Genomic DNA, 7,256 nt, shown 5'->3' on the forward strand with positions numbered 1-7,256 from the left:
CAGATAGCACCAAGAAGTAGTTCAGGGGCCAGCCTCTTCCGACTTAAAACCCATAACGGGTCGCACGGTTAGTGCAACCACGGCTTCATTGTCGGCACTCCGTACCCAACGAAGCCTTAGTTGTTAGCGGATGCTTTTCTTCTTATTTCTATTTGCTTTCAGGTTAGTCAGAAATGAATCTCTGTACTCCCTTAGTTTGCGTCTGTACCAAAAAGGGAGTAGATACAAGAATGTTAGAATTACAATCCATCCACCGACCACTATAACCACACCCAAAGTGCCACTATCAGTAACAAGAGCAAACAAAGTCAAAAACACGAGAAAACTTATAAATATGGAGATAGCAAGGAAATAAGCTCCAGTATAAGGAATTATTTCACCTACTGCTGTTGTCTCTGAAGCACTCTTTCCTTGATTGAATGTGATGTTTATTTTGCCTGCGCCTCTATAGGGATTAAACATCTTAGGGTTTACTTCTATCTCCACTGAATTTTCACTGGTAAGCCTCACTTCTCTGTAATCGATAAAGCCAATACCAAGTATGCTTGTTAAGTCTCTTTTCTTTTCTTTTTCTCGTGCGATAGTCTCCATTACCTTAAACTTAGGCTGGTTAATCTCTATTGAGAAGTTTTCATGGTATCGTTTGAGAAATTTCTTCATACTTTGAAGTAACCGCTAACGGTTTTGCTATGGTGCGTTTAAATGCACTATAGGTCTTGTTGTAGTATGTAATTTTCAACAATCGTAGTCATGACATTCAAACTCACATACCTGACAGTTAATTAATTGAAGTTTGGGTATAAGCTGATTCAAATAATAGCCATAATCTGTATACCTATCTGCTCCACTTATTCTTTGTCCTATACCTAAGGAAAAGTTTAATTCATACTGCTTACTGTACCCATCATAATCACCTTCAAGCGGGTGAATCAATAAGTTTATACTTTCTTCTAATTCCTGATTCCAAAGGTTAACTGCATTTGGTTTTTCATAAGCGTCTCGTAAATCCAGAATTTTAAATACACTTTCGCTTTCTTTAAATGTTATGTAGTCAAATTCTCCTTCATCATCAAGGGGTATGGATGTGTAAGCTCCACTCGGATTTTGTAAGCTCCAAAAGTTATTTGTCAGGTTTTTTATAAAATCAGATAATCTTTTATCCTTTGTGAGAACTCTAACTCTTATAGTCCTTTGAACACCCATTCATTAATACTTATAAACTACAACTATAGTATATACGACAACATACGCTTATCTGCACTATATGCGCAGTTGCTGCAGCGCGCATTCGCGCTCATTTGCTTGCTGGATCTGTTACTTGTGGCTGTAGTGCGCATGCTTTTATATAGTTAAGCTAATATAGGTGATTGCTAGAGATTATCCAACGGGCTGACAATTTTATCCAGCGCATGGGTGGTGATGTGGGTGTAGATCTCGGTAGTCTTGCTGCTCCGATGCCCCAGTAGCACCTGGATATACCTTAAATCTGTTCCCTGCTCCAGCAGGTGCGTGGCAAAAGAATGGCGCAGCGTATGGGGTGTGGCGGGTGCTTTCACGCCCGCCTTCTCCTTGCTGGCCCGGAACACGCTGCGGATGCTCTCCACCGTGTACTGCCCGCCCGTCTGCCCCTCAAAGAGCCACACCTTGGGCCTGTACTGTTTGTAATATGCCCGAAGACTTTCAAGCAGCTTTTGGGAGAGCAGCGTGGTGCGGTCCTTCTTGCCCTTGCCCCCACGGATCAGCAGCAGGTTACGTTCTGACTGCACGTCCGTCAGCTTCAGGTTGATCACTTCGCCAATGCGCAGGCCTCCCGCGTATAGCAACTGAAGCATGCAGCGGTGCTTGAGGTTCTCGGTCACGGAGAGGATTTTCAGCACGTCCTGCTTACTGAGCACCTGCGGCAGGCGCTCGGGCTTCTCGGGCCGCTCGACCTGGCCCAGCTGCACCTCGTGCCGCAGCAGCACGCGCTGGTAGTAGAACTTCACCGCATTGATAGACTGGTTCACAAACGATACGGAATAGGTGCCGGCCTGCACCATCTGGCGGTGGTAGTGGTTGATGGCCTCTTCTGAAAAGGCATGTATGCCCTCCAGCCCGCTGGCCTTGTGCGCGTTCAGAAAGCGCAGGAGCAGGCTGTGGTAAGTGCGGATGGTACTGAGGCTGTAATTCAGGAGGAACAGCTTCTCCACGTAGTGAAGCGGGCAGCCAATATAGCCGTCGCCCTTCTGATAGCATTGTTCCCAGAGCCGGACCTGCAGGGCCATGTCCTTTACATGCATGGTTTGCGCCAGCCACACCTGGGCCACCGGTTCTACTTCCGTTAGAAGCCTGTGGAGGATATTGCTTTCGGTGCTGATGACAAAGCACTGCATGTCTTGCAGCCACCTGGCCACTTTGCTTTGCTTCAGGCAGGTATAGATTTCCTGGTTGTAGGGGTAGCTGAGTTGTACATACGGCCTGCCCTGGTGTTCCAGGGGCTGCAGGCGCACAACGGGGCGTGCAGGCACCTTTCCCAGTGGCTCTGCCAGCTGCCTGTCCTGCTGCAGGATAACGGCTCCTTCCGCCGGGCGCAGGCGCCTGGGCATATATAAATACCGTGTATCAACTTTGGCCAGCCCCTGGAAGTGCTGGTGCGTCATTTCAATGGCCTGACTGCTGCGGTGCATCACAAAGCACTTGTAGGTTTTGCTGTACTTGATCCAACCAGCCTCATTCAGTCGTTTGGAGAGGAAGGGGTTGGGCTTGTGCCAGATGCGAATGAAAGTCTTGCCGGCATGCTCGAGCGGGTTAAGATAGAGGACAGGCTGCAGGGAAGCGTAGCTCATGGCAAAAACAACTAATGTCTGCTCCTTTTTACGCTTCATTCTCTCCATAAGCCGTGTAAGAAACGTATATAAGCGTAAGTATTCGGCTAAGTACGGCTGCTATCACCTGCCGCGCAATAATATGGAACAGGACAGGGAAAAATGCGGGCATTGCAGCGCCCCCCTCTCGGGCAGGGCAGACAAGCGCTACTGCTCGGACCAGTGCCGGGCCGCGGCCGGGAACCTGCGCAAGCACCTAGACCCGGCCCAGCAGCTGATGGGCCGCCTGAACCGGGTGCTGGGCCACAACCGCCAGGTGCTCTGTCAGCTTAGCCCCCAGGGAAAGGCGATCCTGCGGCGGGAGGTGCTCCTTATGGCCGGCTTCGACTTCCGTTACTTCACCCACCTGCACCATACCCCGACAGGCAACCTTTATCACTTCTGTTATGACTATGGCTACCTGCTGCTGCCCGAAGAGAGAATCCTCATCGTCAACGGGCACCACTGGCTGGATAAGGCAGCATAAGGAGCGTCATGACAAGCTTTAAGTGAATACAGCCTGAATCATACGTCCAACTCGAAGCGGGACTTAGGTCCTTGACCGGCATTTTCCTGCTTCGAGTCCGCCCTGACCAGCAGGCTGTCCACCTCCAGCCTTACCTGCCGGTAATACCCCGCCGCGCTGCCCGCTGTGGCAGGCCTGGAGAGGGCAACCTGCGGGGGCCTGCTCAGTACTTTGAACTGGGCGTTGAACCCGGCGGCATTGCTCTCCACCGCGATCCCGGCGAAGCGACCCACGGGGAAACTGAGAAACTCGCTGGCCCTGATTTTGTCGCGCTCCTGCACCGTCTCGCTCTGCCCCACGCTGCCTCCGAGCCACTGGCGCCAGTTGCGGCTCGCGCTGGAGGTGGTGTAGACCTGGTCGTAGCGGCCGAACTGCTCGGACATAAATCTAGCCGTCTTGCTGCTGCTCACCCGGCCGTAGAAATGGGTGTTCAAAGCCGCGCTCAGCACGTCTGCCTTCTCTTGGCCGTACATGTCCACCAGCTGCGCCAGGTCCTGGCACATGAACACCGTGGCCACGCGGTTGCTCCTTGCCGTGTTGGGCAGCACCTCCAGGTGGGGAATGAACACGGTCGGCCCCTCGTCTAAAAGCAGGAAGCTGTGGTGCTTGCCCGGCTGGTTCATCAGGCGGGTGGCCACGGTAATCACCAGGCTGCACAGGGGAGCGTAGGTGCCGGCAAGGCTCGGGTGGCTTCCCACCGTAAGGACAATGGGGCTGGCGGGGTCGTTTATGTCCAGGGAGAAGTCATCTCCGCCAAAGAGCTAGCAGATTTCGGGCGTGTTGATCTGGGCCACGGCCCCCTGCAGGGTGCCCACCACGCCGCTCACCTGGCTGTCGGCTCCCCGCTCCATGGCTGACAGGATAGAGACGGTCATCTGCCGGCACTGCTCGTTTTGGCTAAGTGTCTTGAGCAGCCTCTCGTCCGGGCTGGTGACAAGGGCCAGCACGTGCGGCAGGTCGCACATCTCGGGGTGCTCTGAGCGCAGGTACCAGATACAGGCCGTGAGCAGGTCGGTGGCACTGCGGGTCCAGAAGTCGGGCCTGCGGATGCTCTCGCGCATCAGGTTGCTAACGATGGCCGCGGCGTACTCCCGCGCATAGCTCACGTTGGGCAGGTAGCGCGGGTGCAGGGGATTGACGCGGTAGGAGCCCAGCGGGTCGTGGAAGTTGAGAAAGTAGTGGGGCAGCGGATTTTCCTGCGCGGCAAGAAAGCTATGCATGTCCATGGCAAGGCCCGGAAACTTGAAGTCATAGATCACCCCGCTGTAGCCCTTTCGGGCAAAGCCCGCCATCAGGGGCAGGGCGATGCTCTCGCTCTTGCCGCTGCCGGCTGCGCCCACCACAAAGATACCCCTAAAGGGGTTGAAGAGCCGGATCGGCCCTCGGGTGGTGGAAAGCTCCAGGCTGTAGGGGTGTTTACCTGCTCTCAGGCCCTGCCCAATCCAGCTTACCCGCCCCAGCAGGTACTGGAAGAGCTTGTAGAGCCAGTATAAGCCAATGCCTGCAAGAGAGGTTCCCATCACCAGCACAATACCACCCGCCACGGCGGGTGCCTGGTGCACGAGCACAGTCAGCAGGCCAAAGCTCAAAAACAAGAGCAGCAGGGCCAGGCAGCCGCAGCCGCTGTAGTCTTTTAATTGCCCCCGTCTCATCGCCTGATCCCCCTGCTATGGCCCTGTTTTTTTTCCTGCCGGCTCTGGTGTTGCCTTGCCTTCTGCGCCTGCTTTTGCTGCTGCTGTTGTTTCATTTTCTCCGCCTGTTGCCTTTGCTGTTTCCGCTGCGCCTCCAGCGCCACCCTTTCCCTGGCCAGCTGGCGGATGGCCTCCACGTTCCCCCTTTTGAGGGCGTGGCAGTAGGCAAAGCTTTCTTCCTGTCCCCGTTTGTAGCCGGTGTGGCGGTCGAACCACTCCTCGCATACCTGCACGAAGGCCTCCCGGTCAAAGCCGCCCCTGACGGCCCCCTTCCCCGTAGCGCGGTGGTTGGTCATGGGGCTGAGCTTTAGTTTGTTTGCTATGTCCTTGCGCGAGACAATCAGGTGGGCGTGCATCTGCTCGCCCTCCGCCTGCCCGTCGCGCTCGTAGTGGACCTTGCCGTAGTAGAGGATATCTTTGGCTTCCAGCCCCTTGTTGAAGTTGGCTGCATAGGCCGGCGCCAGCTCCTGGCGCACGTAGGCCTTCAGCGCCCGGGCCTGCTCCTGTTTCGTCTTCCCCAGGTGCTGCAGTTCCTTTTCAGATGGACTGACGATGATGGAGTAGAATTTGGCGTCGCTCTTCCCCAGCTGCGACTTGTTGTGGTCAAGGCGGTAGACGACCTCCCGGGCGCTCACCCGCTCGCGCTCCTGGTCAAAGAAGGGCTCCAGGCCTTTTTCCTCTTTCATCCGCAACAGGTCCTCGTGCTGGAGGTAGCTCGCCAGGGCCGCGCTACTGCCCTGGTTGGCGTAGGTGCCCGTCCCGCCGCCCAGGATCTTGATGTTCACGGCTGACCTCCTTCCCCGTAGAGTTTGGTGATGTCCTGCAGAAAGCCGCTCTTGTTTTTGGCGTCCACCAGGCGTGCCAGCAGTTGGAGGGCCTCCAGCTCGCGCCGCGCGTGTTCAGAAAGCATACACTCGGTAGCCGCCCTGGCAGCAGTGGCGGCCGGCACCAGGGCGCTGAGCTGTTTTACCAGGCCTGCCAGGTGCTGCTCCAGTTCGAGCACTTGCCTGGCCGTGGCCACCGTGTCCAGGCTTTGCTCGATGCGGGCCTCGCTCAAACTCACTGCCTCGGTCATGGGGCGCAGCAGATCGCTTTCTTGTTTGCGGATGAAGGCGATGACCTGGTCCACCCGTTTGACGAGGCGGTTCATCTCGGCGGCCGGGCTCTCGTGCACGGCCGGGTTGAGGCCGTGCTTTTCAAAGTAGGCGAGCGAGGCGGCAATGTACTCTCCCAGCCCCAGGCTGTGGCGCTCGCAGTAGCGCTTGAGCCGGGTGTGCACGGCTTCGGGTACTCCAATGGACTTCATAAGCTTATTTATAATATCGGTTACTGATTATCAATGCGTTAGCATTGCATTTATAGTCGTGTTCTAAAACGCGGAGCGTTGCCGGAAGGCAAATCATGCACTTGGGGCCAGCCAGGGCACTTTCGCCCCGCAGGGCAAGATTGAACCGGACGCAAGTCCTGTTCCATCTTGCTCTTTTCCGCCGGGCTTGCTTCGCCCCTCCTCCCGGAAAAGACAGCCCCGCTGGCTTTGCTCCGGGAAGGGGCGTTGCTTGCCCGGCGGAAAAGCTCTCCCGGGACCCGCCCGCTCCTGCAGGCATGGCTTCGCACCACGGGCAGGGCGGCCCCAGGCTCGCCCGAGGCCGGGGTGCGTTGCCTGCCGGAAGGAGCTACCCTGCAAGGCAATGACAAAGTGGAAGGAAGGTGTGATAGTAAGGCCATGGCAGGCGGAGTGTGGCGGGTGGTGGGGTGGAGAGAGGCGCCAGGAGCGCCTGGTGTAGCGATAGAAGTAGCGCCGGAAAATCCGGGGAAGGGCGTGCCCGATCGGCATGGGCTGCAGGAACACGCTCCAGGGTTTACCCCTGATCCGCTGTGTCCGGGCTGGCAAGTTCGGTGATCACGTCCCTGATTGCAAGCAGCGTCCGGGCAAGCTCTCCCCGCACCGGGTGGATTCCCTCCAGGGATGCCCGGAAGATGAGGCTGACCAGTTCTTCGTGCAGGGCCTCGAGCTGGCCGTTTGCAGCCTGCCGCGCCGCTGGCAGCCCATCGGGTAGGGCTATGCGCTGGGTTGCACTAAACCTTCGGTAGCTGGTTTTAAAAAGCAGCGGATAAGCGTTACCTTTTGATTCAAACTTATTCCTTACATAAAGATGAAAAAAAAGAGCCTACCCTTATCCAGACTGCCTGTACTAA

7 protein-coding genes and 1 pseudogene are annotated in these 7,256 nt (G+C 56.0%); 1 reads left to right on the forward strand and 7 read right to left on the reverse strand.

Annotated elements, in window-relative coordinates:
- Positions 1–123: 123 nt before the first annotated feature.
- The 3 genes from K3G39_RS20295 to K3G39_RS20305 all read right to left on the reverse strand — a co-directional run bounded on the left by K3G39_RS20295 (position 124) and on the right by K3G39_RS20305 (position 2,864).
- Positions 124–660 (reverse strand): hypothetical protein, encoded by a 537-nt coding sequence (locus tag K3G39_RS20295; RefSeq protein ID WP_220628004.1) that lies wholly within the window; start codon positions 658–660, stop codon positions 124–126.
- A gap of 75 nt (positions 661–735) precedes the next feature.
- Positions 736–1,203 (reverse strand): hypothetical protein, encoded by a 468-nt coding sequence (locus tag K3G39_RS20300; RefSeq protein ID WP_220628005.1) that lies wholly within the window; start codon positions 1,201–1,203, stop codon positions 736–738.
- Between the two features lie 167 nt (positions 1,204–1,370).
- Positions 1,371–2,864 carry a tyrosine-type recombinase/integrase gene (locus tag K3G39_RS20305; protein ID WP_255594567.1) on the reverse strand — a complete coding sequence of 498 codons (1,494 nt, stop codon included), beginning with the start codon at positions 2,862–2,864 and terminating at the stop codon, positions 1,371–1,373.
- Here K3G39_RS20305 and K3G39_RS20310 point away from each other — a divergent pair.
- On the forward strand, positions 2,824–3,330 hold the full coding sequence (locus K3G39_RS20310; protein WP_220628006.1) for a hypothetical protein: 507 nt from the start codon (positions 2,824–2,826) through the stop codon (positions 3,328–3,330). The genes K3G39_RS20305 and K3G39_RS20310 overlap by 41 nt on opposite strands.
- Before the next feature lie 38 nt (positions 3,331–3,368).
- On the opposite strand, the pseudogene K3G39_RS21045 reads toward K3G39_RS20310, so the two are convergent.
- From K3G39_RS21045 to K3G39_RS20335, 4 genes and pseudogenes are all read right to left on the reverse strand, one after another.
- A pseudogene (locus tag K3G39_RS21045) lies at positions 3,369–5,021 on the reverse strand (type IV secretory system conjugative DNA transfer family protein).
- A complete protein-coding gene (locus tag K3G39_RS20325; protein ID WP_220628009.1) occupies positions 5,018–5,845 on the reverse strand; it encodes a DUF5712 family protein in 828 nt (275 codons plus the stop codon). Before K3G39_RS20325 ends, K3G39_RS21045 begins: the two are co-directional and overlap by 4 nt.
- A complete protein-coding gene (locus K3G39_RS20330) occupies positions 5,842–6,366 on the reverse strand; it encodes a BfmA/BtgA family mobilization protein (RefSeq protein ID WP_304610254.1) in 525 nt (174 codons plus the stop codon). Before K3G39_RS20330 ends, K3G39_RS20325 begins: the two co-directional genes overlap by 4 nt.
- A 93-nt stretch (positions 6,367–6,459) precedes the next feature.
- Complete coding sequence (locus K3G39_RS20335) at positions 6,460–6,909, reverse strand: hypothetical protein (RefSeq protein WP_220628011.1); 450 nt, start codon at positions 6,907–6,909, stop codon at positions 6,460–6,462.
- Positions 6,910–7,256: the final 347 nt, after the last annotated feature.

The organism is Pontibacter sp. HSC-14F20 (assembly GCF_019599265.1).
Taxonomy (GTDB): domain Bacteria; phylum Bacteroidota; class Bacteroidia; order Cytophagales; family Hymenobacteraceae; genus Pontibacter.

What these genes read in the sequence shown, in the direction of transcription:
- K3G39_RS20295 (WP_220628004.1), bottom strand. Translation starts at nt 660, where the DNA reads ATGAAGAAATTTCTCAAACGATACCATGAAAACTTCTCAATAGAGATT.
- K3G39_RS20300 (WP_220628005.1), bottom strand. Translation starts at nt 1,203, where the DNA reads ATGGGTGTTCAAAGGACTATAAGAGTTAGAGTTCTCACAAAGGATAAA.
- K3G39_RS20310 (WP_220628006.1), top strand. Translation starts at nt 2,824, where the DNA reads ATGGCAAAAACAACTAATGTCTGCTCCTTTTTACGCTTCATTCTCTCC.
- K3G39_RS20305 (WP_255594567.1), bottom strand. Translation starts at nt 2,864, where the DNA reads ATGAAGCGTAAAAAGGAGCAGACATTAGTTGTTTTTGCCATGAGCTAC.
- K3G39_RS20330 (WP_304610254.1), bottom strand. Translation starts at nt 6,366, where the DNA reads ATGAAGTCCATTGGAGTACCCGAAGCCGTGCACACCCGGCTCAAGCGC.